The following is a 24,678-nucleotide window of genomic DNA, read 5'->3' as shown; positions in this document are numbered from 1 at the left end:
CATTCAAAAGCCTTATTGTTAAAGACTTAACGATTGAGCTGCTTCAATTTTCCTTCAGCCGAGCGCAACATTTCTTGAGCTTCTTGGTAAGCCGTTGTACCCGACTGCACCTTTCTCAGGTCATTGGTAATGCCTTGTAGATCGCTGGCAATTTGATTGGGAGCCATTGCCTCTAGGTCCTGCGCCAGAAATTGCTGATTTTTTGTTTGAGCAGACTCAAACGCCCTCACAGAGTCTTCTTCAGCTGAAATCTTGTTTTCGACAATGCCCCTGTCGTTGGTATATCTTGCCAGCAGGCGCTGGGCTTCAGTATACCCGGCATCTTCTACGGGTACCTGCTCTAGACGGTCAATGGCCTGCTCCCACAGCGCTGCAATTCTGCGCCAGGTGTCGGCGTTGTGGGGTGGGTTTTGCCCCTCCTGGGCGGCGGTCAGCGCGAATTCTCGAGCGGCTCCAATCAGCGTATTAGATCGGGTGCTCCCAGCCACGCTACCTGCCACCTGTTCGTAATCGCGGGAGTAGGCAGCTAGCTTAGTTTGAGCCATGCGACCAGCCAAGGTCTCAGCCGGAATCTCGTTGAGCTTGTCCATACCCGACTGCCAGGCGACTAGGGCAGCGGTCTTAGCTGAGGGTTCCTGGGAAGTGCGGTAAGTCTGCTTAGCTGTCTCGACTGTAGCTGTAGCCGTTTGCAGCAAATCCTGGGAATTTTTCTCCTGAAAAACGCGGGCCTCCATGCGACCCACTTCGGATCGGGCGGTTTGGAACTCGTCGAAGGTAAAGCGCCAAGTGCAGCTAGCGAAGGTGCAGTAGGTCCGGGGATAGTAGCCCAAAAACCAAACCGGTAGGCCGTCTAGATGCTTTTGTGCCTGAGTCACTTTTTCGTTGCCCAGCTCAATATCTTGAGCGCTGGTAGCCTGGTTGACTAGCTGATCAGCCTGGGCCACTAGAGAAACCGTTTGCCGATAGTCGCGATCCATGCGAATAAAGCTGGGCAGCAGGACGATCGGCGCAACGCGGGCGACCGGCCATCGGATCATCGGGTAGGGCAGATTTAAAAGCCAGACTGCCCCAGTCAGCCCTACCAAGCCCAACGCCGTTGCCCCAACGCAGCCCAACTGGCGCTGCACCACAGCGGCCCCATTGGCTTTGGCTGCTCGCTTGAGCACCTTTTCACTAAACTCTGGAAAGATGTCTTCGACAGCCTGACGCATTTCAGCCAGGGTCAACGGCGACCCTTCTCCCAATCGGAACCGCTCTAGCCGCTTCAAGACGATGTCTTGCCTAACTTTTTGCAGCGGGTCGGAGCCGCAGAGCCGTTTCACTTCGGCAGCGAGAATTTCAAAGGCGCGATCGCACAGGCGAGGCATGATAGTTTTTAATCCGAAAAAGCGTTCAGTACAGAATTCCCAGAGGATTCTTCAATCGCAAATTCTGCTTTTCCGGCAACCGTTCCTGCCCAACACTCCGCCAACTGGGATCATTAAGCCTACACGTAACGCGTCAGGTTGACCCGATAGCGTTCCTTTTTAGTCACAGCTACTTCGCCAATCTCCAGCCGCCCCTTGCCGCGGATCGCTACCAAATCGCCCGACTGCACGTTGTGGCTGGACTGGGTAATGGTTTTCCAGTTGACCCGCACATCGCCAGCCGTGATCATGTCGGCCATCTTGCTGCGCGACATGCCAAAGCCCGCAGAGGCTACAGCATCCAAGCGCAGAGAGGCCTCAACGGTCGTAAGTTCTTTCTTCTGGGGCGGCCTGACCTTAAGCTCGCTCCAGTCGAGGGCGCGGGTCTTGACCGGCACCGATCGCACCTGGGTCAGGTTGAGTTCAAGAAACTCCACCAGCTCCGGATCCACAATGGCCTGTGCTCCCCGTTCGCCCATCACCAAAATGTCGCCAATCTTGTCGCGCACCAGCCCTGTACCCAAAAGCGAGCCCAAAAAGTCTCGGTGACTGGCCGGGTCAAAAAGAAAATTGCCAGCCAAATCAATCAAGGCTAGAGGAATTTGTTCAGGCTCTAGCGGCAGGTCGATACGTGCGATCGCAAGCCGCTGCCGCTCTGCCTGAGGATAGCCTCCCCAAGCCGCAGTATGCACCTCCGTCAGCCGCCGAAACAGATCCTGCGCCTCCACCAACTCTGGAGGAGACAAGAACCCAGTCACTACCACCTCCCAGGTTCGAATCGCCTGTTCGGTCTGGTCTAAAATCCGGGCCAGCGTCTCCCGGTTTTCCACGTGTTTGAGCAGTTCGTCCTTCGGCAGCATGATTGATGTGAGAGCGTTTTCTTGACTCTACACCAGGGGGCGGGAGGGGTGGATGGGTAAATGGGTAGGGGGTGGATGGGTAGGTGGAGGAGATAGGGGAGGTAAGGGAGAATGGGAAAGTAGGGAAATGCGGGTTTGCCTCCTGTCACCCTCCCACTCATCCACCCACCTCCCCTTCACCCTCTACTCCTCCAACACCTGCTTACGCTTGGCGTAGATGCTCTTAAGGTGGCGCTTGACAGTGTTCAGGGCGATGAACAGCCTTGCGGCGATTTCGTCGTAGCTGCAGTTGGTTTTCCGCAGCAGCCAGACTTCGGTTTCTCGGGGGGTTAGGTTGTACTGGCGAGATTCCAGTAGGGCAGAGACCTTGGCGGTTTGCGTTTGATCTTCCATCATCACCAAGAGGCAGGTTTCGCCGTGACCACCAAATTCAATCCACTGCGCCCGAATAGAAATAGTGGACCCAGCAGCGCTGGTCACGGTGTCTGACAGCACGAGGTTGATGTCGGGTAGCAGGCTCCGGCCTTCGATTAATTTTTCGCAGAGGGACCAAACTTCTGAGGGAACTGCCTGATTGGGGCTGAGTAGGCGGCACAGACGGCGTCCCTGACAGTTAACTTGAAGGCATTCACCCCGGTCGGTTAGAAGCAAAACACCATCGGAAAAACCTTCCAGGATCGTGGCTAAAACTGAGATGGGGGTTGCTAAGTCTAGGGTGTCAGGTCGTGGCTGCTCTAGTAATGCTTGCTTAAAAGGGGATGCAATCATAATCAGTGGGGGCTCCTTGTAACAACAAAGTTGTTTTTGAGTCATCTGGGGGAAACCGAAAGCTTTCGGTTCTGGTATGAGAGACCCCAAGCTGATATAAGGCTGATCCGGAAATGAAGTGCCAATTAAAGATCTGACCTTCGCTGCTCTATCATCCTTTTGCAGGCTTTCAATCCGTGGAACTCCTGATTTTCAGGTGAATTTAGCAAGTTTTTAAGCAGGCTCGAAACAAGATTTTGTTTACAATCCGCAATCATGGCGCGCCCGATTTCTAATCGGCAGCTTGCTAGAGATCGTGTTAAGTATTTAGGTCAACTGCACTCAAGTTAGCCGTGCACATCCTGATTCACCGTCTCTCTTCCGACTCCGCTGCTGCGGTGGTTACCACCCTCTCACTAACAGCCGCAGAACGAGTGCGATCGCGCCACCACTTCACGGCAGACGATGGCCAGCCCATCTACCTCAGACTGCCTCGAGGCACCGTTCTGCAGGGCCAAGACCTCTTAGCAGCCGAAGATGGCAGCCTGATTCGCGTTCTAGCCAAGCCAGAGCCTGTGCTCACTGTGACCGCCGACCACCCCCTGCAGCTGCTGCGGGCAGCCTATCACTTGGGTAACCGCCACATTGCTCTAGAAGTAACCCCCGACTACCTGAGGCTCGAACCTGACCCTGTGCTGGAAGACATGCTGCACCAGCTTGGTCTTGAAGTGAAAGCCGAATTCGCGCCCTTTGTCCCCGAAGCCGGAGCCTACAGCCACAGCCACGCAGGCCCTCATCCGTCCACCCCTCACCCCGTCCACTCATCTACCCCACACACTCATGACTGAAACACAGGCACTCCTACGACTGCTGCAGCTTGCCAGTCCGGCTCTGCCCGTGGGAGCCTTCAGCTATTCAGAAGGTCTAGAAACTCTGGTGGATGCAGGTAAACTACCTACACCAAAGCAGGTGGAAGATTGGATTACCCAGGAACTGCAGCGGGGATCAGTGCGTTTAGAGGCCGCCGTTTTGCTGCGAGTTCATGGCGCTTTCCAGAAAAGCAATGGCCCCTATGGGTCGAGCTTCGACCATCGCACCACGCTCACCTACTGGAATGATTGGCTATCAGCCGCCCGAGAAAGCGAAGAACTGCGGCTACAAAGCTGGCAGATGGGACGAGCCCTGATCCGCATGTTGGAGCAGATTCATCCCGAATTGAGAGACGAACTCACTGCTTTAGGCAGCCCCTGCAACTTTGCGGTTGCCTTTGGCCTTACCGCTGCCTATTGGCAAATTGACCTACAAACCAGCGTTTTAGGCTACCTCCAAAGCTGGGCCACTAACCTGGTTAATGCTGCAATCAAGCTGGTGCCTCTGGGTCAAACTGCCGGGCAACAGCTTTTGCTGAACCTGTACCCCACCATAGAAACAGCCACCCAATCACTGCTGCTACTGACAGACGATCAGCTAGAAAGCAGCGGCTGGGGCCTAAGCTTAGCTAGCATGCAGCACGAAACCCTCTACAGCCGGTTGTTTAGAAGTTAATGTTATGAGCCCATTTCGAGTTGGCATTGCAGGCCCGGTTGGGTCGGGTAAGACAGCCCTAGTAGACGCGCTCTGCAAAGCACTGAGAAGCCAATATTCCATTGCTGTCGTCACCAACGATATCTATACCCAGGAAGACGCCCAGTTTCTAGTTCGCAGCCAAGCCCTCAGCCAGGATCGAATTTTGGGGGTAGAAACCGGCGGCTGCCCGCATACGGCCATTCGAGAAGATGCCTCGATCAATCTTGTGGCAATTGAGGATCTGGAGTCTCGCCTTCACCCTCTAGACCTGATCTTTGTTGAAAGTGGCGGCGACAACTTGGCCTCTACTTTTAGTCCTGAACTAGTGGACTTGACCCTATATGTCATTGATGTGGCAGCAGGGGAAAAAATACCGCGCAAAGGTGGCCCCGGCATTACTAAATCTGATTTGCTGGTGATTAACAAAATTGACTTGGCCGCCCTAGTAGGAGCAGATTTAGGGGTAATGGAGCGAGACACCCTGAAAATGCGGGGCACCAAGCCCTTTGTCTTCACTAATCTTAAAACTCGTCAGGGGCTAGAAACAGTCATTGACTTTATTCAGCACTATGCTTTTCCAGAAGCAACTTCAGCATCTGGGACGGCCTGACCTCTACCCTAAGGTACTTGCAATCTTCATCTACTCTACAGACGCTTTAGGCGTTTTGGTAGCGTAAGCTACACTTTTGTGCCGACCCTGACTCTAATATCTCACCTTGATTGCAGAATTTTTTCCGCATAGTGGCGTGCGTTGTTTTTGTGAGTCAGGAGCGAGCTTGAATGTCCAGTCGAATTAATCGAAGAAAGTTCCTGTTGTACGGTTCGGCAACAATGGGAACCGCCGTACTCTTGAAGGCGTGTGGCGGTGGTGGTACCACCACGGGAACGTCTACCGAGGGTGGTGCAACCACTACAGCATCGGGCGATAGTGGCGATGCTGTGAAGGTCGGTATCCTTCACTCTCTGAGCGGCACCATGGCGATCAGCGAGACTACTGTGGTAGACGCTGAGATGCTCGCCATCAAAGAAATTAATGCTGCTGGCGGCGTTTTAGGTCGGCAGATTCAGGCTGTTCAGGAAGATGGCGCTTCTGACTGGCCTACCTTTGCAGAGAAAGCTGAAAAACTGATTGACCAAGACGAGGTTTCGGTCGTGTTCGGCTGCTGGACCTCGGCTAGCCGGAAAGCAGTGCTGCCCGTATTTGAGTCCAAGGACCACATGCTGTGGTACCCGGTGCAGTACGAAGGCCAAGAATGTTCCAAGAACATCTTTTACACCGGGGCTGCACCCAACCAGCAGATTGAGCCTGCAGTTGACTGGCTGCTAGAAAACAAGGGCCAAGACTTCTTCCTGGTCGGTTCTGACTACGTATTCCCCCGCACCGCCAACACCATCATCAAAGAGCAGTTGGCAGCCAAGGGCGGCAGAACTGTGGGCGAAGACTACCTGCCTCTGGGCAACACCGAAGTTACTCCCATCATCACTAAAATCAGAGCCGCTCTGCCAAACGGTGGTGTGATTTTCAATAGCTTGAACGGCGACAGCAACGTAGCCTTCTTCAAGCAGATGCAGGGTGCTGGTCTTACCCCTGATCGCTATCCTGTGATGTCGGTGAGTATTGCTGAAGAAGAAGTCCGCCAAATCGGTAAGGAATTCTTGCTGAATCAGTACGCTTCTTGGAACTACTTCCAGACCGTAGAAACCCCTGAAAATGAGAAGTGGGTAGCCGACTTCAAGGCCGAATACGGTGAAGACCGGGTGACCAATGACCCGATGGAAGCGGCCTACATCATGGTTTACCTGTGGAAGCAGGCGGTTGAGCAGGCCGGCTCTTTCGATATCGCAGCGGTGCGGGAGGCTGCTTACGGACAAGAGTTTGCCGCTCCTGAGGGAACGGTGACAATGTTCCCCAACCACCACATCTCCAAGACCGTGAGAATTGGAGAAGTGCGTGACGATGGTCTGTTTGACATTGTCTGGTCTACCGAAGGGCCGGTTGATCCGGTGCCTTGGAACCAGTACGTAGCTGACACCAAAGGCTTTGCTTGCGACTGGTCTGACCCAGCTAAGGGCGGCAAGTACAAGGCGTAGTCTAGGCAAGATAGTCAGTTTGGGCTAAGCAGGCAGAGAAATAACCAAGTCATCTCTCTGTAACTGAATTAGCCACTCTCTATCAAACAAGGTACACAATGCAGGGTGCGTTCGTTGTCTGAGCGCACCTTTATCTGTAGCATGTCTTTTTCACGCCAAGGCTTTGGTCGATAGTTTGAGGGGGGTTGATCTTTAACTAAGCTGTCTTAAGCCAAAAGCGCTTGTGCAGTTAGGGACAATCCGCAGCACCTTTAAAGCACTACCCAACAGGGAGGGAAAATCCGGAAAGGGTGACTGTTGCCTTTGAACTTTTTTGGAATTGGCGGCTCGATACGATACTGGCTTAACAGTTGATTGACCTGACAGTTGACTGGCTCAACAGTTAACTGGTTCGACAGTTAAAGAGAGCGGCTCTGGTCTTGAGCGTCTGTTTTTAGTTCAGCTTAGGTAGGTAAAGACTGTGATTGAGGGCTTAATTGCTGGCCTGTTCGACGGCATCAGCATCGGTGCGGTGCTGTTGATCGTGGCGTTGGGTTTGGCCATCGTATTTGGACTGATGGGCGTTATTAACCTGGCCCACGGGGAGCTGATGATGCTCGGAGCCTACACCACCTACGTGGTGCAGAACGGCGCTAAGGGCCTAGGCGGCTGGGCTGTGGAAAGCTATATTTTCGTGGCGCTGCCCCTGGCTTTTTTGGTGGCGGCGCTGGTGGGCCTGCTGCTGGAGCGCAGCGTAATTCGTCACCTCTATGGCAGGCCTCTGGAAACGCTGCTGGCCACCTGGGGCGTGAGCCTGATTTTGCGGCAGTTTGTGCGCAGCGTGAACTGGCCCATGGCCATTGGCCTGGTTATCTTTGCGGCGCTATTCGTAGTGGGTTTGTGGGTGCTCAAGCGCTATACCGACTGGGAGCGCATTCGGAACTGGGCTAACCCGGTGTTTTTCCTGCTGTCGTTTGCGATCGCAACCCTAGCCGGCTTCATCATTCAAAATTCCGGTAGCGCCCAGTTTACCCGCGCCTGGTTCAGCGCCCGCAACGTAGACGTAACGCCACCAAGCTGGCTGCGGGGCGGTCTGGCCTTGGGTACGGTGCTGCAGTTTCCCTATGCCCGACTGTTTATCATTGTGCTGACAGTTCTGTGCCTGGCGGGCGTTTACTGGTTTCTGCAGAAATCGGTCTGGGGTCTGCGCATCCGTTCGGTGACGCAAAACCGCAGCATGAGCGCCTGTCTAGGCATTCCTACAGAGCGGGTCGATGCGCTGACCTTTGCCTTAGGCTCTGGCTTAGCCGGAATTGCAGGCTGCGCTGTGACGCTGCTGGGCTCCGTTGGGCCTAACCTGGGCGGCAACTATATTGTTGATGCCTTCATGGTGGTAGTGGTCGGTGGCGTCGGTAAGCTGGTCGGTAGCATCGTGGCTGCAATGGTGATCGGCATTGTGACGTATCTGGTCGGCTCCGGTACCCTAGCACTGGTACTGTCGCCCTTTGCGGCGCTGCAGCCTCTAACCGACTTCTTTACCTTCTTTGCCACCACTAGCATGGCTAAAGTCATGGTATTTGCGCTAATTATTGCTTTCCTGCAGGTTCGCCCTGCGGGCATGTTCCCTCAAAAAGGCCGTTCGGTAGAGGTGTAGGTCATGGCTCTCGATTTACCCATTCAACCGCGTCGCACCTCCAAAGGTATCCGGCAAAAGCGCCTGCTGATCGAAGCCGGAATTGTGGTTGCGATCGCACTTGTGCTCATCCTTGTCATGCCCCTGCTGCTGAGCGGGTTTCGGCTGGGTCTGCTGGGTCGCTTTCTGTCGCTGGCTATCGTGGCCCTGGGCATTGACCTAATTTGGGGCTTTACCGGGCTCTTGAGCTTGGGCCACGGCATCTTCTTTGCCTTGGGCGGCTACGCCTTTGCCATGTATCTGCAGCTGGTGTCGCTGCCAGCAGGGGAGTTGCCAGATTTCTTCAGCCTTTACGGGGTGTCGTCGCTGCCCTGGTTTTGGCAGCCGTTCTACAGCCTGCCGTTTACGCTGCTGGCGATGGTGACGATTCCGGCCATTGTGGCGGGGCTGTTTGGCTACCTGGTCTTCCGCAACCGGATTCGCGGCGTTTACTTTTCGATTTTGACTCAGGCGGCGCTGGTCGTCTTCTTCAATTTCTTCAATGGCCAGCAAAAGCTAATCAACGGCACCAACGGCCTTAAGACCGCGACGAGCGTGTTTCTAGGCCAGCAGGTGGGTGGCCCTGAAATGCGCTACTTCTTTTACGTAGCCACCGTGATTGCGCTGGTGCTGGCCTATGCGCTGTGTCGCTGGCTTACTAGCGGTCGCTTCGGCAGAATGCTGGTAGCTATTCGCGATGACGAAAACCGGGTGCGCTTCTCAGGCTACAACCCAGCCAGCTTTAAGGTGTTGGTGTTTGCCGTTTCGGGTGCGATCGCAGGGGTTGCTGGAGCGCTCTACACGGTGCAGTCAGGCATTATTTCACCCCAGGCGATGGACATTGCCTTCTCCATCGAGATGGTGATTTGGGTGGCTGTAGGGGGCCGTGCGACCCTGATTGGGGCCATTCTGGGTGCGGTGTTGGTCAATATAGCCCGCACTATGCTGAGTGAGCGCTTCCCCGATGTGTGGTTGTTTTTCCAGGGAGCACTGTTCTTACTGGTGGTAACGGCTCTGCCCGACGGCATTGTGGGCTGGGTGCGATCGCAGTTTGGCGAGCGACTTCCGGCACTATTGGGTGGCTCTCCAGCAATTCCGGCCTACATGGCAGACATGGAGTTAGAGGCCGAGAGCTACCGAGAAAAAGAGCTAGTAGACCAAGAATTAGGCAAATAACTCATCAAACAGCAGGCAGGAGAGGCAGACCCCGTGAGCGGTGCGCTTTTAAGTATCGACAACGTCACCGTCAGCTTTGACGGCTTTAAAGCCCTCAATAACCTCAATTTCTCTATGAATGAGGGTGAACTGAGGGTAATCATCGGCCCCAACGGAGCCGGAAAAACTACCTTCCTAGACGTGATTACCGGCAAGGTTAAGCCGACTGAAGGCAAAGCCTCCTTCAAGGGCAACGACCTCAGTAAGCACAAAGAGCACGAAATCTCCCGTATGGGCATTGGGCGTAAGTTTCAGACCCCGCGCGTCTACTTAAACCTGACCCCAAGGGAAAACCTGGAGCTTTCGGCCAACCGGCAAAAGAGCGTTTTTCCCACTCTGTTCAAGCAGACCCCAACGCCGGAGAAACGCACCGTCAGCAGCTTGCTAGAGACTATTGGCCTCTACGAAAAGGGCGACATCCCAGCCGCCCTGCTCTCCCACGGCGAAAAGCAGTGGCTTGAGATCGGTATGCTCGTGGCCCAGTCTCCCGATCTGCTGCTCGTCGATGAACCGGTGGCCGGTCTGACCGACGAAGAAACCGAAAAAACCGGCAACCTGCTGATGGCCTTAGCCGAAAGCCACTCCGTCATCGTGATCGAGCACGATATGGAGTTTGTTCGCCAAATTGCCCGTCAGGTCACCGTACTGCACGAAGGATCGGTGCTGTTTGAAGGCACGATGGATCAGGTGCAAACCGATCCCAAAGTGATCGAGGTGTACCTGGGCCGGGAAACAACCATTACCCCCGAGCAGATGCTGATCCTGCGAATTGCCGCTGCGATGGCTTGGGCCGACGATAATTTTGACCCAGTGCAGCAAGAGGTGATCTTGTCAGAGCTGAGCCGCCAGTTTGCTCCCGATTCAGCCAGCCAGGAAGCCCTGCGGGAGGAACTGCAAGGTCTCCTAGCTAAGCGCATTCCCCTGGAGGAACTGGTGCCCTTGCTGAAGACACCGCAGCAGCAGGAGCTCGCTGTAAAGCTGAGCTACGAAGTCATCAGCTCCAACACCATTAACGAAACCGAAGCCGGAGTCTATCAGCACCTGCTGTCGCTGCTAAATCTGCCGCCCGAAACCGTTGCCCGCCTCGAAGCTGCCGCCCTAGAGAGCCTGAAGTCATGAGCCAAAGCGTTGCTACTCCCCCGCCCATCGCCGATCCCCTGACGGCCCCCATGATCAAAATTTCAGGGCTGAACTTTTTCTATGGAGAAAGCCACATTCTGCGGGATGTGGATCTGACTGTGCCCAAGGGCCAAATGGTCTGTCTCATTGGTCGCAATGGCGTCGGCAAAACCACCCTGCTAAAAAACATCATGGGCCTGCTGCGGCCTCGCAAAGGCGACATTCAGTACGAAGGGCAGTCGATTACGGCCCTATCGCCCGATCAGCGGGCGCGGCGCGGCATTGGCTACGTGCCTCAGGGACGAGAAATTATTCCCCGCTTGAGCGTGCGCGAAAACCTGCTAGTGGGCTATGAGGCGCTGGGCAGCCGGGGCCAAGGCGTCAACCGTCAGGCCATTCCCGAAGAAATCTTTGAGCTGTTTCCAGTGCTCAAGACCATGCTAGAGCGCATGGGCGGTGACCTCAGTGGCGGACAACAGCAGCAGCTCGCCATTGCCCGCGCCATGATGGGGCGGCCCAAGCTGTTGGTGCTAGATGAACCCACTGAGGGCATTCAACCCTCGATCATCCTGGATATTGAATCGGCGATTCGCCGGATCATTTCTACTGCTGGAATATCAGTTTTGCTGGTGGAGCAGCACCTCCACTTTGTGCGGCAGGCTGACTACTACTACGCCATGCAAAAGGGCGGCATTGTTGCCTCTGGCCCCACCCAGGAACTGACCAATGAAGTAATTCAGCAGTTCCTAGCGGTTTAACCCATTAGGCTGGATGGCGGTTGTATTACCCACCAGCTTGAGTGATTGGGGCAGGTTTGCTATAAGTCCTATAAGCTTTGCCTAAAGCGGCATCCGCCTCTGAACCTTTAGGCGCTGATCAAGGAGTTTTGACATGTCTGTTACTGGAAGACGAGTAGGAACCCGCGCCCGCAATTTTTTGGATGACTTTAAAGCCTTTGTTATGCGGGGCAATGTCATTGACCTTGCCCTAGCCGTGGTTTTGGGGGCTGCTTTTGGGGCAGTTGTCAGCGGTTTTGTAGAAGATATTTTGATGCCGGCCCTGATTAACCCGATATTGTCTCAGACTGGGACAGACTGGCGCGAAGCCGTTGTCGGGCCGGGCATTCGCCTTGGTCACTTCTTTGGCACGGTTGTCGATTTTCTGATCATTTCCTTTGTCTTGTTTTTGGTCGTAAAAACCTATGAACGCTTCAAGCGCAAAGAGGAGGTCGAGGCCGAACCCACAACCGAGGAAAAGCTCAACGCCACCCTGGAGCGCCTGAACGCTTTTCTAGAGTCCAAACTATAGACCTGCTCCAAACTTTATTGAAATCGCTAGCGAAGGCCGTAGCAGCACCACGGTCTTCGCTTTTTTCGTTAAATTTAATTAAGTTTGTATTGTAGAAAGAGCCGCCGAGCCAGGGGAATGTTTCTCTGCTCGAACAACGGCTCCTACGATTCACTGCTCAGCCAAGCGAGATTTGGAGTCAAAAGGCATGGTGCCCCCGCCAGAAAAGGCAGGTTCGCTGCAAAGCTCTAGAGCTTTTACGATCTCTGCTTTTGAGGAAATCAAGCAAATTGAGAAATCTCTCAAGGAGATTTACTTCATCAGCGGCTTGGGGGCCGATGAGCGGGTGTTTCGCCTGCTTAAGTTTGAAGGCTACCGCCCAGTTCACCTAGGCTGGCTAGAACCACAGCCCAGCGAACCTATCGAAGCCTACGCCCAGCGGCTTGCCGCTCAGATCAAAACCTCAAAACCCGTCATTATTGGGCTCTCTTTTGGGGGCATGATTGCTGTAGAAATTGCCAAGCAAATTCCTGTCGAAAAGGTGATTTTGCTCTCTAGCGTCAAAGACCGCTACGAAGTGCCGCCCTATTACCGGATCTTTCGCTGGCTTCCCATCCACCGCATCTTTCCCTTCAAAAGCGTGCTCTGGGCTATCTGTTGGTTTGCCTACTGGGTGTTTGGCGTCAGTGTCCCTGATGAGCGCAAGCTGCTCAAGACAATCCTGCTAGAGACCGACCCCCACTTCCTCAAGTGGGCCTTACACCGAGTCGTGCTCTGGCAAAACGAAGAGATTCCAGAGGATGTCACGCATATCCATGGGAGCTGCGATCGCATCTTCCCCACCCTTTTCGTCGAACCCGACTTCATGCTGCCCAACGGCGGCCATTTAATGGTGATGCATCAGGCCAGGGAGGTGTCGGCTTTGTTAGAGAAGGTGATTGGGTGAAGAAGACCCCGCGTCCTCCTCAAAAAATCAGCCCCTCCAAGGCCCCCTGCAAATCCTGTGTCAGCGTCTCCACGGCCTGCTTAGCAGCGCGATGGCCCTCACTATAGATCGGCCAGCGTTCGCTCACGTCGATAGGTTCCCCCACGGTCAGGGTGGCGTCTCGCCAGCCCAGGCGAGGGCGGCTGGGCACTTTGGTTCCCTTGAGCCGTTCTACTAGGTCAAACAAAATTAGGGTAGTTTCGGCAAACCGCTCAAAGCTAGGCTTGTCCTTCACATAATGGCCCGTGACGGCAACGAAGCTCTCTACCAGCCGCATGTGCCGGGTATGGAGGCTGGCGGCTTCGGCGACCCAGTTGGCTAGTCCTCGCTCGACGGGGGGTAGGGCAGCAATGGAGTCAATGTCTTCTCTATAGGTGTAGGCCCACCCGGCTTCTTCTAGGCGGCGGCAGCGGGTGATTGGGCTGCCTGTGCTGGGCAGACCAAAGAACTGTTCGCCGACCGTTAGGGCCTCATGCAACAGCCGCTCTAGGCGCTGAGCCAGATCATGGCCGTCCGTCGGAGCGCTCAGGTCACTTGGGGCGCTGGTTTTTGACTGGGCCAAGGACCGCTGAAAAAATCGCTGGTAAAACTGTTCCATGCGCACCAGCAAGTGCTGGCTCAGGCAATTCAGGCGCTCATAGTAAGCCTCAGCAGGGGCTTGCTGAGGGTCGGCGAAGTCCTTCACCGGCAGACCCACGTCGGTTTCTAGCTGACTCATCAGGCGATTGAGCGCAGCCCAGTTGGGGTCGGGATACTGATACTGCAGCCCAATTGGCAACAGCACTACCCTGTCAGATCGTCCTGCCTTTTTCAAGTCTTCAAGGCACCAGAAAGCAAGCTGAGCAGCTCCTGGTTCGAGCGGGCTAACCACTTCTCCATGGCCGTTGGTAGCGCCCTCCGGCGCAATGCTGAGGGGCAGCTTTCCCGATACGAGGCGTTCTCGCACAGCCTTAATCGCCTTTAGATCTAGCCGCCGCCCACGATGGACGGGAATGCCGCCTAGACGGGAAAAGAACCAGCCCAGCCAGCGCCCAGCCCAGAGCGGCATGCCCCGGTCGTACATGAAGTGGCTGTGGAGAGGAGGTTTTAAGGTAATGCCCTGCTGCTGCGCCACTCTGGGCAGGTCGCGGGCAAAGAGAACCGCCATGGAAAGCGGATCGTCTACCTCAGAATGGCGAAACGCTAAAATTAGCCGGACTTTGCCCTGCTGAAACTGGGCATAGTAGTCGGCTAGGTTCTTTACCTGCTGACATTTCACTTGCCGAATTCCAGCTGGAAGCCAGCTCCGGAGCCGCACTCGCAGCAACAACGGCAACGTCAGCTGCGTTGCCCGCAGCACCCAAGGCGTAAAGCGCGGGGGAATAAAGTCTAGACGGGGTTGAACCCGAGGTGGGTTGACCAAAGGAAGATTCGACTCAGACGCTAGTAGGGTCTTTTATTTTGCCAAGCGATTTAGCCGGTTCGAAGTCAGAACAATTAATGGCTTCTTCTGAAAGTGCTGTCGCCGGGTGAATAGGGCACTTCAGAAAGTGACTGTTAGTAAAGTAGGTGCAGTTGGCACAGGGAATTTGGTGCATCTGTTTGGCTTGGGAGATCCCCTCCCGTGCAGCAGCCACTAAATTCCAAACCGTCAGCCCCACTACTAGCCAGGCTGTGACAAAACACAGCGGCACGAGAAAAGGCTGAATGAACTGTACCAGGCGGACAATCACCAAAACCGAAAGTTGCAGCAGTTGATCCATCGCGCTCACCCCTGTGCGCCCTAAGTCTTCCTCAGGCTACTGCATCTCTTCGCGGAGCTCCTCCCTCCCCTGGAGGAAAGAAATATTTATATGGAAAGGGTGAGCGGCTGCTCTCGTTAAGCTGGCAGCAGCGATCGCTGACAGGTGGGACACACAGCATGGATGGTCAGCTGGCAGTCGAGCAGGTGATAGCCTGACTTTTCGGCAGTCCGAGCGCCGACCTTAAGCACTGAGTCGTTTTTAAACTCAATGGTTTTGTTGCAGCGAACGCAGATCAGGTGATGGTGGTGGTGGGGTGAGGGCTGGTTCATTTCATAGCGCTTGTGCCCTTCGGCTAGCTCCAGCTCGCGCAAAATGCCCATGCGGGCCATCAGCTTGAGGTTGCGGTAGATAGTAGATAGGCTGACATCTTCACCCTTGTCCCTGAGCACTTCACGCAGGTCTTCTGCGCTCAGGTGTTCCCCCTCAGGCAAGTTTTGGAAGGTGGTTAAAAGGATCTCTCGCTGGGGCGTCATACGCCAGCCCCGTTCGTTCAATTCGGCTTTGAGGGCGGAAGTGGTATAGGCGGTCATGCCGTCTACCTCGCAATAAGTGTCACTTATTGAGAATGTTAGTTGATAAACCCCCTTAGTTGCAAGAGGGGCAGCTTATTGAGAATCGTCTTCAGTAAGGAATGAGAGCCTGAATAGGCAATAGAAAGAAGGCTTTTGAGCAGCGCTAGGGCTAATATTTTGGCCTCAAACCTCTCTTTAGGCGGATTTTCGACAGAAAAAAGCTGATTATGGCTGAGCCGGTTGGGTTGCGATCGCAAGCTGCACACCCCGCAGCCGCCGCAGCGTATCCATCACCGTGACCACCTGACCATGGGGCACCTGAGCATCAGCCCGGATCACCACTAAGCCTGTTTGACCCGCTGGAATCAAGGTTTGCACGGCATTGAGCAGCTGATCTGAGGGTACAAACTGATCCCCTAGAAAGATCTCCCCTTCGGCGCTGATAGTTAAGTTAACTTTTCTTGCAGCCTGAGGTTCGCCCGTAACCGCTGACGGCAGATTAATCGGCAGTCCTTCTGACTGGGTGAAATATAGGCTAGAGAGAATAAAAAAGGCCAGTACCGCAAAGACGACATCGACCAGCGGCACAATGTTGACCTGAGGTTTGGATTCGGGTTCATCCGGCAAACGCATGGGAACCTTTAAAAAGGATCTCCCCTGTTATAGCCGGGAATGCTCCAGACCAACCCGCTTGATGCAGTTATCTGCGATCGCATCTGCCAAAATCTCCAGCACGCGCTGGTCTTTGGCCGTCAACCGACCCTGAGCACGGGCCTGATTAATAGCGGCCTCTGCCCCAGAGGAAAGTTCACCGAGCGTTAGGGCATTGCGAACAATTGCTTCGATGGAAACAGGTGTAGAAGGCATATTCTTTAGTCTCAACAACACACGCACCCTTTTGGCTTACTACTGCTTTATTCAGGGATGTGGTCGAGATCTCCGGAACAGCCGTGACAATTATTTAGGTGGCACAGTCGCTGCCAAGGCAATGGCCACTGGATAGATCCGGTGTTCCTGCTGCTGAATCCGGGCCTGCAGGGTTTCCGGCGTATCTCCAGGCAGCACCGGCACCGCCGCCTGCATGACAATCGGGCCACTGTCTACTTCAAGTTCGACATAGTGCACCGTACAGCCCGCCACCTTAGCCCCTGCCTGAAGAGCCTGCTCAACAGCGCGGATACCTGGAAAGCTAGGCAGCAAGCTGGGGTGAATATTGAGCACCCGCCGAGGAAAGGCCCCAATCAACACCTCTGTCACCCGCCGCATCCAGCCCGCCATAATCACCCAGTCCACTTCATAGGCTTGGAGGGTCTGAATAATCTGCTCATCCAGCGCCTCACGGGACGCGAAGTGACGGTGATTCAACAGCATCGAAGGAATGTCCCACTGTTGGGCTCGTTGAGCCACATGAGCCTGGGGATTGTTGTAGATCACTACCTGGATTTGGGCCTGGAGCCAGCCGGACTGAATGGCTTGGGCAATGGCCTCCATATTGCTGCCGCTGCCCGACGCTAAAATGCCTAGCCTCAGCGGACTATCAAACTCAGGCAGGGAGTCGGGCAAGGGCGGAGAAATAATTGAGCTAGCGTTCTTAGAGACGACATCAGGAAACAAAGACATAGGGCGGATCCTTGCAATCGCCCTTCATCCTATAACGACAGAGCGCCTAGCCTGCATCTTTATTGGCTCCTGCTTTGAGAACGGGTTGCTGTCATCTGCCAGCTCAGCAGAATCACAGGCAGCAGTCCGGCCAGAATAATCGCTAAAGCCGGGGCCGACGCCTGCACCAGGCGTTCGTCGGCAGCATATTGATAGACCCGCACCGCTAGGGTATCGAAGTTGAAGGGGCGAATCACCATCGTTGCAGGCAGCTCTTTCATCACGTCTACAAACACCAGCATTAGGGCCGTTAGCAAGCTGCTGCCCATCAGCGGAGCATGCACCTTGGCTAGGGTAGGAGCGGGGCCGTAACCCAGACTGCGCGAGGCATCGTCGAGGGTCGGGCGAATTTTACCCAGACCCGCTTCCACGGTGCCAAAGGCCACCGCCAGAAAGCGCACCAGGTAGGCAAAGACTAGAGCCACAATCGTGCCGCTCAGCAGCAGCCCGGTGGAGAGGTTAAAGGTGGCCCGCATCCAGGCATCGACTGCGTTGTCAAACTGGGCTAGGGGTACCAAAATACCGACGGCAATCACCGCTCCCGGAATGGCGTAGCCCAGAGAGGCCAGCCGCACCCCCAACCGCAGGGGTGGGGTGTTGTTTAGCCGCACTCCGTAGGCCATCACCAGGGACATCAGCATGGCCAACCCCGCCGTCAAACTAGCCAGGATTAGGCTGTGGCTGCCTAAGGTCCAAAAGCTGCGGTTCAGCGTTTCATCGAGGTTCCGTAGGGTCATGGAGAGCAGCAACCCTAGGGGCACCAGCAGACCCAAGGTAATCGGCAGCAGGCAAACCAAACAGGCTAAAGCGCTTCGCCAACCGCGTAAAGCATAAGCCGACTGCCGCGCCGGACGGCCGTGGCTCTGGTAATAGCGAGCCTGCCGCCGAGACCAGCGCTCTAGCAAAATCAGGGCAAATATAAACAGAAGCAGCACTGCCGCGAGCTGTACGGCCGCCACTCGATCTCCCATGCCAAACCAGGTGCGGTAAATGCCGGTGGTGAAGGTTGGCACGCTAAAGTACTCGACGGTGCCAAAGTCGTTTAGGGTTTCCATTAAGGCCAAGGCAGTGCCAGTTGCGATCGCAGGCCTCGCCAAAGGCAGCGCTACCGTCCAAAACCCCCGCCAGGGGCCACAGCCCAGGGAACGGCTAGCTTCTAACGTAGCCATAGACTGTTCTAAAAAAGCCACCCGCGCCAGCATATAGACGTAGGGATAGAGGGTGAGGCTAAACAGCAAGATAGCCCCCCAGACTGAGCGAATGGCCGGAAACCAGTAGTCTGTCGCTCGCTCCCAGCCAAACAGCGCCCGCAGCGTAGTCTGCACCGGCCCAAAATAGTCCAGTACGTCGGTATAGGTGTAGGCCAGCAGGTAGGTGGGAGCTGCCAGCGGCAGCAGCAGCGCCCATTCAAACAGGCGACTACCCGGAAAGCGGCACAGGGTCACCAGCCAGGCCGTGCTAACGCCCAGCAGCAGCACTCCAGACCCCACACCCAGCATCAGCAAAACTGAGTTTTGGATGTATTGGGGCAGTACAGTGGCCGCTAGGTGCGCCCAGATCTCGCTGGAGTTGGCAAAAATGCTGCTGAGCACCACCAGAATGGGCGACACCATCAGCAGTGCGATCGCACCCACGGCCACAACCCAGCCATTGAAGGTGCCCCAGGTTTTGCTGAGTGTGTTTTGCCAGTTCACCATGCCCTCTCGCCGCCCTCTTGAGCGCTGCTGTGCACCCTTAACCTTACCGCACAGGCAGGGGCATCCTGGCGGCGGGGCAGGGGGAATCGCCTGAGGGCACAGTGATCAGCCGCGCTAGTTCATCAAAGCCCTCAGCGGCACTAGGAGGTGCTCCGCTGAGTTGGCGGTGCATCCGCTGCACAATCTCCTCCGGCACCTGACGAGACCGCTGTCGGTTGCGCTGTAGGCACACCGGCAGCGGCACATCAAACCAGCAGCCAGTGATGTGGGTAAAGCCACACTGCTGGGCGGTTGCGATCGCATCTCTTCTGTAGCGTCGCCGCACATTGGTAGCATCGTAGACTGTGCCTGCCAGATGGCCTTGGCGAATGGCTGCGACATCTGCCCGCCACTCGGCCTGCACAGTGCGCCAGATTGCTAGCCAGTCTCCCTGCTCAGTTTCGTTGCCGTAGAGCCGTTGCCGAATGCCGTCGGTGGAAATCCAGTGGTAAGTCGGAAACTGGAAGACAAAGTGTTTGGCCCAGGTAGATTTGCCGCTACCGGGCAGCCCAATCAGCAGTATTAGGGGAATGCCGGCCATATACCTAGTTCAACCTAAAAACCCCCCTTACAAAGGGGGGTAGGGGGCTCAAAGCCCACGCTTACAAATTAGCTTCTACAAATTAGCCCAAGAAGCACCCTCAAACTAAACTAGTGCCTAGATCACCATCCCGTCAGGAATAACCGCATTCTTCAGCACCACAATGATGCCGCTACGAATGTAAAAGCCTAGGTCTTCCCGTTCCGCTTCCTGGATATTTTCCTTGTTGACGATCTTGACGTTGCGGCCCACGCGAGCATTCTTGTCGATAATAGCCCGCCTTACCACTGTGCCTTCCCCAATGCCCATAGGAATTTTGCTGCGAGTCAGGTGTTGGCTGCTCTCCGAGAGGGGTTCGTAATAGTCAGCCCCCATCAATAGAGAGTCTTCAATCAGACAGTCAGCATTAATCCGCTGCCGTAGGCCAACCACTGAGTGGTGGATGCGGCAATTTTTGAGAAGACAGCCCTCTGCCACAATCGATTCTGTAATGTGGGCATCCAGCATTTTGCTGGGCGGCAGATAGCGAGAGCGGGTATAGATCGGGGCATCTTCGTGATAGAAGCTGAACGAAGGCTGAGGCTGTTTAGTCAGCGCAATGTTCGACTCATAAAATGCTTCAATTGTCCCAATATCTTCCCAGTACCCATCAAAGAGATAGGCCTGCATGTTGTAGTCGCGAGCATTAGACGGGATGATCTCCTTACCGAAGTCTGTCTGATCCAGATTGTTCTTCAGCAGGTCGATCAGCACCTGTTTTTTGAACAGGTAAATGCCCATTGAGGCAATAAACGGCTTCTCTTGGGCCTGATCAGCGGTTAATCCCAAGGTGGTAGTGTCCACCTTCATCGTCTCTAGAGCATCGCCTTTAGGCTTCTCGTAGAAATCGACTACCCGACCCGTGTTGTCGATCTTCATCAGGCCGAAGGAAGAAGCTGCCTTGTAGCCAATGGGCACTACTGAGAGCGTTACATCTGCATTTGTGCTGCGGTGGCGCTCCACAAACAGGCCGTAGTCCATCCGGTACAAATGATCCCCTGACAGAATCAGGTACTCATCGACGTCCCATTCCTCCAGCATCCAGATGTACTGGCGTACCGCATCTGCTGTTCCCTGAAACCAGCTAGGGCTCTCAGGGGTCTGCTGTGCTGCTAGCACTTCCACAAAACCCTCTGTGAACTGAGAAAAGCTGTAAGTTCGAGCAATATGGCGGTTTAGAGAGGCTGAATTGAACTGGGTTAAAACGTAGATCTTTGTAATCTCGGAATTGATACAGTTGCTAACTGGAATATCAATAAGCCGATATTTACCAGCCAGAGAGACGGCTGGCTTAGCGCGATACTTGGTTAGAGGATACAGACGGGTGCCTGCACCCCCCCCTAGAATGATTGATAATACTCGTTTCACGAAAGACCTCGGAACTGCCTTCTAACAACCCTTGCTTTCCACCTTAAGTGTGTGACCGTAGGGGCCTCTTGGCAAGGGGCATTTCAAATTTATGCCTTCCGATGTAACGCAAACAACTTCAGAACCACTACGAGACGGATTTATTTCTTGAGTTCACTAGAGAGATGTTAGGAAAGTTGACATTCAATTTAGAAATGAACCGTTCCAGTCAACAGAAAATAATCCTACATCGTATACCATTACTGCGGTTTTTCTAATCGTCTAGTAGGCATAAAAAACGCTTTAAATCTCGATTCACCCATAAAAGGGCCAGAATTGAGACTTGTCTATTCTGTCAAAGACCTCTAATTAGATGGTCTGAAAAGCTCTTCAAGAGGAGCACAAACCCCGTTCTGGAGCGATCCAGATCTATCCATAGCAAAAGCGCTAGTCCCGCCTCTAGGTGAAGCGGTTGAGATGTCATAATCAGCGGCTTAACGAACACTTGAACTAATCCCAAGCGCTACACATCTGCGCCTCAACTAGTCAAATTGCTGCCGCTCCGAAGCATAGGTTTGAAACCAGTATTGATTACTTTGCTCAACCAACAGCGCCACAGGCTGGGACGGTTGCGGTTGAGTCAGCGCTGCTAGAGTTTGGGGTAAAAATAAATCGCTGTAGAGGATTTGCCCCTCAGAGCTAACGATTAGCGTTTTGGCAGCAGCACGAGGGTTGAAGATCGGCTCACAAAGGCCATCGCATCCCGCCAGCGCTGTCAATTTGTCTAGAACCGAGCTGGGTAACGTTAGCAACCACTCTTGCTGCCCGTCGCCCGTCACGTCTAGAGCGTGCAGCGGCGCACCGGCCAGCAGCGCCGCCAGATCCTCTGTCGACACCGAGACAAAGGGCTCAATCTGGCTCTGCAGGGCAGCTGCCACAGCCCCGTTACCAATGGCAGAAGAGCCGTCCGCCGCGTTGAGCCGCAACAGACTATGGGTGGAATAGGCCAGTCCTGTAGCTTGCCCAGACCCTACCGCTAGCAGCTTTAGGCGGCCATTGTCCAGCCGCAGCCCCCGCACCCGTAGCCTAATTTCAGCCCCTTGGCCCGATTGCGGCAGCAGGGAAAGTTCTGGCAGGGCCAGGGCCAAACTCTGCTTGAGCGCTGCTGGAGTAGTCCCTATCCAGGGCTCACTGCCCTGCTGTTCAAGGCTCCAGCTGCCAGCCAGCTGCCAGCCCACTACCGCGATCTCATACCAAGATTCTGCGGCGGCCAGCTTCATGGCCTGAGAAGTTTCCCAGGGCTGCCACTGGGCTAGATCAACTGTGGGCAGCCCAGTAGCTGCCCCCACCAACGCCTGAACTGCCAGCCGATCAACCGACGTTGCCGCCGATACAGGGACTGCGGCTGAGTTCTGTGGCGATTGCGCCAGTCTCACCGGGGGATTGGCTACGGCTACAAAACGGGAGCGGGCAGCAGCAGATGCCTTCTGCTCATTCAGCCAGGCCAGGGCGGTCTGCTGATCCTGCTGGGCCTTAAGAATCAGCCCGCCCCAAACCAGCGCCGCCGGGTCTTTGGCCTGCCCTCGCAGCGCCGCCGTTATCCGATTCCAAAAGCGGCCTTCCTCGTTGGCCAGAGTTCGCATTAAAGCTTCTTGGGCTTGGGGGGCGGCTTCTAGCTGCTTTAGGGCAGCTTCCCAGCGACCATCAATTAGGCTGGCCAAAATTTGTTGGCTGGGTACAGACCATCTGCGCTCGGCCTGCTGTTGGGTGAGATCGGCGTGGAGCTGCACTAGCTTGAGCTGAGCTTCAGCAGCCGGGGTCCATTTCTGAGCCAGCTTGGGCTTTAAAGCCTTGAGCTGCTTAAAAGCGGCTGACCAGAGGCCGCTGCGGGACTGGCTGAGAGCCCGATAATAGGCTCCATCGCTGTCCATCATGTCGGCAGGCACATCTAAGGTAATGGGCAGCAGCTGCACAGCAGGCCCCAGACCCTGACGACGCTGTAGCCGATAGCCGCGAAAAGCCGGCTCTAGCCCCACAGTTTCATCAATCAGCAAATCGGCCGGCTCGACTCCATCTAGGTCTGTCCAGCGGGGTAGCCGTGAAGCGGGCGTGCTCCAGCGGATTAGACTTTCCAGCGCTTGCCTGCGCGGATCGAAGTAGACCAACTGCCCGTAGCGCAAAGTGGTACCGCTGCGCTGCCACTGCCCTTGCAGCATCAGCCAAAAACCCTCTGTCGGAAAAGGCGTGAGCTGAGTCACGTTAGTGAGGGGAAAGGGTTGCCGGGTAGGGTCAATCTTTTGGGGGGTGTTGCGCAGCGGTGCTAGCACCACCTCGTCGTCCAGGGGAGTTACTGGGAAGCTAGCAACAGGGCTGAGCAGCGGGACGGGCAGCTCAGGGATCAGACGATAGAGGCGCAGTTCTAAAATATTTGCTGGGCCCGTCGCTTGGGTAGGATTTGCCTGCACTGGCAACAGCCAAAAGTCTGTCTCCGTCTTGGCATCTCTCAATCGCAGCGGCTCTCCTAGCTGCTGGCTCTCAGCTGCGATCGCAACCTCAAGAGCTTCTAAGGTGACCGTCTCAGTCAGCTCAGCTTGCCGGTTGAAAACGAGTAAGCCGCTCTGTAGCCAGGGCAGTGCCTCTGGGTTAACCATCAGCTGAAAGCCCAGACGCAGGCTAAAGACCAGCAGTGTCATGGCACCCCACAGCATGAGGGCAATGAGCAGCAGACTGAGCCCCCGCAGCCAAGGCCGAGAGGGAGGGTGCGATCGCACCAACAGTCGCACTTCACCCCCCGGCGGCAGCCGCTTAGGGCCTTGTCGCCGGAGCCATCCAGCTGATTTGGATCGGTTTCGCCGACCCTTCGGTAAATTTGTCATCCAGTCTGTGCCAACCGACACCAGAACTCTATCTTAGGACAGCAAAATTTGCTCGTACTTCTGTCCGGCCTGCTCCCAGGTAAACTCGGCTTCGATCAACGCTCGCGCGTTGCAAGACAGATCAGAGCGCAGCTCGGGGTGCTCAAACAAACGCCCGACAGCCTCTACATAGTCCTCGGTGGTGTTGGCCCGTAACGCCCGCAGCGGATGCTCTACCGCGAGCCCCTCCAACCCGCGATCGCTGGCCACCACCGGCACCCCTGCTGCCATCGCCTCCAGCGTTTTGTTTTTAATGCCGTAGCCAATTCGCATCGGCACCACACAGACTGTTGCCTGGTGCAGGTAGTCTACTACCGACGGCACTCGCCCCGTCACCGTTACCCCCGGCAGCTGGGCCAGCGCCTGCACCTGGGCTGTAGGCTTAGCCCCCACCAGAGTCAGGGTTGCGTCAGGATAGCGCTGCTGCAGTGCCGGCAGCAGCGTCTGGGCTAGATACACAGCCGTATCAACATTGGCGATGTAGTCCAGCGCGCCGACAAAGACCAGATTCTGCCCACCAGGGTCAGCAGAGCGGTAAGGAAAGGCCTGCAAATCGACCCCGTTGGGCACGATCTGGAGCGTGGCTGGGTGTCTCAGAGGCTCGAAAAAGCGACGGTCTTCTTCGGTGGTCAGCACCAGATCGGAGAACTTGCGAGCAAAGCGGCGCTCGTAGCGGCGCATCAGCGCCACGCTAAAAAAGTCTCGCAGCGGTTTCTCGGCCGTGCCGGTCTGGAGCTGATTGATCAGCGTGCCGTAGAGCGAGCTGTGAATATTGGCCACCACTTTATTTACCCGATGGCGAAAATGAGGCTGCACAAAGACCTCGTTGACGCTGTGCTCGCAGGTGATTGCATCGGCCTTACCCGCTTCTACCCAGCGGCTGATCCACTCCTGCATAGCTGGCAGAGCCACGTAGGTAACACTGGAGGGCCGCCCCTGGGCCGCAAAGCGAGCAAAGCGGCTGGCTTTCCCCACCAGTCCTGGCGTCAAGTTCTGCTCGGTGGGTCGGGGAAAGACCTGCAGGTGATGGACCCACTGCCGCAGCGCCTCCACCTCGTCGTCGCTCACTGCTGCCGACCGCTGCGTCACCAGCGTAACTGCATGGTTCTGACTTAGGTACTTGAGCAGATTGAAAGTGCGAACTGGGGTACCGCCGAGGGTGGGCGGGTAGGGAAAGGTCGCAGAAATCATTAAAATGTTTTTCACGTCATGGGCTCT

Annotated in this window: 24 protein-coding genes; 10 read left to right on the top strand and 14 right to left on the bottom strand. The window is 55.4% G+C overall.

Translation table 11 applies throughout. The annotated features are described in order from the left end of the window. Nucleotides 1-26: 26 nt before the first annotated feature. The 3 genes from H6G13_RS04470 to H6G13_RS04460 form a co-directional block, all read right to left on the bottom strand. On the bottom strand, nt 27-1,367 hold the full coding sequence (locus tag H6G13_RS04470; RefSeq protein ID WP_199305732.1) for a hypothetical protein: 1,341 nt from the start codon (nt 1,365-1,367) through the stop codon (nt 27-29). Nucleotides 1,368-1,486: 119 nt separating this feature from the next. After that, nucleotides 1,487-2,266 (bottom strand): photosystem II S4 domain protein, encoded by a 780-nt coding sequence (locus tag H6G13_RS04465; protein WP_190481972.1) that lies wholly within the window; start codon nt 2,264-2,266, stop codon nt 1,487-1,489. A 183-nt stretch (nt 2,267-2,449) separates the two neighbouring features. Next, a complete protein-coding gene (locus H6G13_RS04460; RefSeq protein ID WP_190481971.1) occupies nt 2,450-3,034 on the bottom strand; it encodes a helix-turn-helix transcriptional regulator in 585 nt (194 codons plus the stop codon). 332 nt (nt 3,035-3,366) lie between these two features. Between H6G13_RS04460 and ureE the strand changes: the two genes are divergently transcribed. The 10 genes from ureE (at nt 3,367) to H6G13_RS04410 (ending at nt 12,888) form a co-directional block, all read left to right on the top strand. Then, nucleotides 3,367-3,861 carry an urease accessory protein UreE gene (gene ureE / locus H6G13_RS04455; protein ID WP_190481970.1) on the top strand — a complete coding sequence of 165 codons (495 nt, stop codon included), beginning with the start codon at nt 3,367-3,369 and terminating at the stop codon, nt 3,859-3,861. Further along, a complete protein-coding gene (locus H6G13_RS04450) occupies nt 3,854-4,558 on the top strand; it encodes an urease accessory protein UreF (protein ID WP_190481969.1) in 705 nt (234 codons plus the stop codon). Before ureE ends, H6G13_RS04450 begins: the two co-directional genes overlap by 8 nt. A 4-nt stretch (nt 4,559-4,562) precedes the next feature. Next, a complete protein-coding gene (gene ureG / locus H6G13_RS04445; RefSeq protein ID WP_190481968.1) occupies nt 4,563-5,189 on the top strand; it encodes an urease accessory protein UreG in 627 nt (208 codons plus the stop codon). Between the two features lie 170 nt (nt 5,190-5,359). Beyond that, nucleotides 5,360-6,670, top strand: coding sequence for an urea ABC transporter substrate-binding protein (gene urtA / locus H6G13_RS04440; protein WP_190481967.1), 1,311 nt, complete (start codon nt 5,360-5,362; stop codon nt 6,668-6,670). A 460-nt stretch (nt 6,671-7,130) separates the two neighbouring features. Continuing rightward, on the top strand, nt 7,131-8,303 hold the full coding sequence (locus H6G13_RS04435; RefSeq protein WP_190481966.1) for a branched-chain amino acid ABC transporter permease: 1,173 nt from the start codon (nt 7,131-7,133) through the stop codon (nt 8,301-8,303). Nucleotides 8,304-8,306: 3 nt separating this feature from the next. After that, nucleotides 8,307-9,497, top strand: coding sequence for an urea ABC transporter permease subunit UrtC (gene urtC / locus H6G13_RS04430; RefSeq protein WP_190481965.1), 1,191 nt, complete (start codon nt 8,307-8,309; stop codon nt 9,495-9,497). Nucleotides 9,498-9,530: 33 nt separating this feature from the next. Further along, complete coding sequence (gene urtD, locus H6G13_RS29050) at nt 9,531-10,655, top strand: urea ABC transporter ATP-binding protein UrtD (protein WP_190481964.1); 1,125 nt, start codon at nt 9,531-9,533, stop codon at nt 10,653-10,655. A 50-nt stretch (nt 10,656-10,705) separates the two neighbouring features. Continuing rightward, nucleotides 10,706-11,413 (top strand): urea ABC transporter ATP-binding subunit UrtE, encoded by a 708-nt coding sequence (urtE, locus tag H6G13_RS04420; RefSeq protein WP_190482875.1) that lies wholly within the window; start codon nt 10,706-10,708, stop codon nt 11,411-11,413. Nucleotides 11,414-11,546: 133 nt separating this feature from the next. Next, on the top strand, nt 11,547-11,963 hold the full coding sequence (gene mscL, locus H6G13_RS04415) for a large conductance mechanosensitive channel protein MscL (protein ID WP_190481963.1): 417 nt from the start codon (nt 11,547-11,549) through the stop codon (nt 11,961-11,963). A 187-nt stretch (nt 11,964-12,150) separates the two neighbouring features. Further along, nucleotides 12,151-12,888, top strand: a complete 738-nt coding sequence (locus H6G13_RS04410; protein WP_190481962.1) for an alpha/beta hydrolase — start codon at nt 12,151-12,153, stop codon at nt 12,886-12,888. A gap of 19 nt (nt 12,889-12,907) precedes the next feature. On the opposite strand, the gene H6G13_RS04405 is transcribed toward H6G13_RS04410, so the two are convergent. The 11 genes from H6G13_RS04405 to H6G13_RS04355 form a co-directional block, all read right to left on the bottom strand. Further along, nucleotides 12,908-14,329, bottom strand: a complete 1,422-nt coding sequence (locus tag H6G13_RS04405) for a 1-acyl-sn-glycerol-3-phosphate acyltransferase (protein ID WP_190481961.1) — start codon at nt 14,327-14,329, stop codon at nt 12,908-12,910. 13 nt (nt 14,330-14,342) lie between these two features. After that, on the bottom strand, nt 14,343-14,669 hold the full coding sequence (locus H6G13_RS04400; protein WP_190481960.1) for a hypothetical protein: 327 nt from the start codon (nt 14,667-14,669) through the stop codon (nt 14,343-14,345). Between the two features lie 116 nt (nt 14,670-14,785). Beyond that, a complete protein-coding gene (locus tag H6G13_RS04395; RefSeq protein ID WP_190481959.1) occupies nt 14,786-15,241 on the bottom strand; it encodes a transcriptional repressor in 456 nt (151 codons plus the stop codon). A gap of 207 nt (nt 15,242-15,448) precedes the next feature. Beyond that, complete coding sequence (locus H6G13_RS04390) at nt 15,449-15,856, bottom strand: biopolymer transporter ExbD (protein WP_190481958.1); 408 nt, start codon at nt 15,854-15,856, stop codon at nt 15,449-15,451. Between the two features lie 27 nt (nt 15,857-15,883). Then, the gene (locus tag H6G13_RS04385; RefSeq protein WP_190481957.1) at nt 15,884-16,090 is read right to left on the bottom strand and encodes a hypothetical protein; all 207 of its coding nucleotides are present in this window, start codon (nt 16,088-16,090) and stop codon (nt 15,884-15,886) included. A 90-nt stretch (nt 16,091-16,180) separates the two neighbouring features. Then, complete coding sequence (purN, locus tag H6G13_RS04380) at nt 16,181-16,843, bottom strand: phosphoribosylglycinamide formyltransferase (protein WP_190481956.1); 663 nt, start codon at nt 16,841-16,843, stop codon at nt 16,181-16,183. Nucleotides 16,844-16,902: 59 nt separating this feature from the next. Beyond that, the gene (locus H6G13_RS04375) at nt 16,903-18,579 is read right to left on the bottom strand and encodes an iron ABC transporter permease (RefSeq protein ID WP_190481955.1); all 1,677 of its coding nucleotides are present in this window, start codon (nt 18,577-18,579) and stop codon (nt 16,903-16,905) included. A 43-nt stretch (nt 18,580-18,622) separates the two neighbouring features. Next, on the bottom strand, nt 18,623-19,159 hold the full coding sequence (locus tag H6G13_RS04370; protein ID WP_190481954.1) for an AAA family ATPase: 537 nt from the start codon (nt 19,157-19,159) through the stop codon (nt 18,623-18,625). A 117-nt stretch (nt 19,160-19,276) separates the two neighbouring features. Further along, entirely contained in the window at nt 19,277-20,566 is a 1,290-nt protein-coding gene (locus H6G13_RS04365) for a glucose-1-phosphate adenylyltransferase (protein WP_190481953.1), read from the bottom strand. Between the two features lie 521 nt (nt 20,567-21,087). Beyond that, the gene (locus H6G13_RS04360) at nt 21,088-23,421 is read right to left on the bottom strand and encodes a hypothetical protein (RefSeq protein WP_190481952.1); all 2,334 of its coding nucleotides are present in this window, start codon (nt 23,419-23,421) and stop codon (nt 21,088-21,090) included. A gap of 33 nt (nt 23,422-23,454) precedes the next feature. Then, entirely contained in the window at nt 23,455-24,666 is a 1,212-nt protein-coding gene (locus H6G13_RS04355) for a glycosyltransferase (protein WP_347277431.1), read from the bottom strand. Nucleotides 24,667-24,678 lie beyond the last annotated feature (12 nt).

The organism is Pseudanabaena sp. FACHB-2040 (assembly GCF_014696715.1).
Classification (GTDB): domain Bacteria; phylum Cyanobacteriota; class Cyanobacteriia; order Phormidesmidales; family Phormidesmidaceae; genus JACVSF01.
Note: the sequence above shows the minus strand (reverse complement) of the source record. Positions and strands in the feature narration are given on the sequence as shown.